Annotated in this window: 2 protein-coding genes; both read right to left on the minus strand. The window is 38.4% G+C overall.

Going from position 1 to position 1,500, the window contains the following annotated elements; genetic code table 11:
• Window position 1 precedes the first annotated feature (1 nt).
• Complete coding sequence (locus H5186_RS22440; protein ID WP_182795034.1) at window positions 2–1,045, minus strand: hypothetical protein; 1,044 nt, start codon at window positions 1,043–1,045, stop codon at window positions 2–4.
• Window positions 1,046–1,053: 8 nt separating this feature from the next.
• Window positions 1,054–1,281, minus strand: a complete 228-nt coding sequence (locus H5186_RS22445) for a hypothetical protein (RefSeq protein ID WP_182795035.1) — start codon at window positions 1,279–1,281, stop codon at window positions 1,054–1,056.
• Window positions 1,282–1,500 lie beyond the last annotated feature (219 nt).

Below are 1,500 nucleotides of genomic sequence, written 5' to 3' on the forward strand. Positions count from 1 at the left end.
TTTAAACACCCGCAATAATTTGCATTGCAAGGGTTTTCATCAGGCGTTTCCAGTATGGGGTGTTGTCTGGTTGGTTTAGGCTTTCATCTATTGGCCACTTTTCCCATGGTTTGGTGATTTCTTTATTTGCCCAGCGTTTAGGATTGGTGATGGCGCCGTCAAAATTAAAGCGGTAAATATCATCATCAAGTTCTTCTTCTATTTGCTTCATCTGCTTGTAGCTCATTAAACGCCAGTACTTTTCAGGGCGGTTATTTTGCTTATCAAAGTCGTGTGTTATCGGGTCAAGGTGACGAAATGGCTCTATTTCGGGTGAATCAACGAGCGGTTTGGTTAAATCCATAAAGCGCACAACGCGCTCCCATGTGTATTTGCAGTAGTTTGGGTTTTGTGGGTTGTCTTTTACGCGTATTTCACTAAATGCACCATGGTGGTTTTCGTAATCTTTATGGGCAATATACATTGCATGGGTTACACCATGGCCCTGTGAGTGGTTGGCTTTAGAATAAAACGCTTCTATATCCTCAAACGGAAATGTCGAATGGCCGTGCTCATTTTTTTCTGCATTGTTTACTGACCACGAAAAGCTTACTGTTTGGTTTTGGCGGTCAAAATATACTTCGCGTTTAGGCAGAATATACCGCGCTAAAATGGGGCCGAAGTTTAAAAAGAATAAGTTCCAGCAAATGACGAATACTATAAACCAAACGGGTAGTTGTTCCGGGTTATCTGTGAATTGAGTATAACTCCACCCTAAAAAAAAAATTACCGAGACAATTGAACCTAATACCCCTAAAAATATTGGCCCTAATGTTAACCCTAGCGTCCAATCACCCGCATTATGAAAACCTAAATAGCGCCCTTCATTATCTAAGCTCTGAGGTTTCACTTTTTTATTATCTTCTTTCTCCAATAAAAATCTGACAATCATTAATCCTTTAGGTGAACTAAACTCATACATTTTTGAGGAAATATAGTGTTTAAAGTTCTGTGAATTTTCTAATATTCTTGCATTTAGTTTTGCAAATTTATATGAAATTGACATTCTGTTCCTTACAGTTTTAAAATTTCGGATTGCCAATCAATAGCATCTTCTGGTTGTGCTTGCTCATTGTCTATTTTTTTATAAGCTAACAGTTTTTGTGGGTACGATACATTTTCTACCTCAACACGGGCCTTGGCGTTTATATGCCATACAATACTTTTATCAAACTCCCCAAACGTATTCGCTTTTATTATTTGCCCTTTACTATCTCGCTCATACTCAAGCGGTTGTAACACGGCGATGTCTTTAATTCCAAATGAGGTTTGAGAGCGAACAGGCCGCCCTGTTTTTGGAACGTAAATAGGGGTTGTTTCTACGTTGAGTGATTGACCTAAAGTATCCCCAGAATTAGCCTTTATATATCAATGAACTAATAGTATTAAAAAATGTGGGAAGCGAGGGAACATTCATGGTGTTTTGTGATCTTATGAATCGCTTAAAAACAACAGAGCTAA

This window comes from Pseudoalteromonas sp. SG41-2, assembly GCF_014164535.1.
In the GTDB taxonomy this organism is placed as follows: Bacteria; Pseudomonadota; Gammaproteobacteria; order Enterobacterales; family Alteromonadaceae; genus Pseudoalteromonas; species Pseudoalteromonas rhizosphaerae.

What these genes read in the sequence shown, in the direction of transcription:
- H5186_RS22440 (WP_182795034.1), bottom strand. Translation starts at nt 1,045, where the DNA reads ATGTCAATTTCATATAAATTTGCAAAACTAAATGCAAGAATATTAGAA.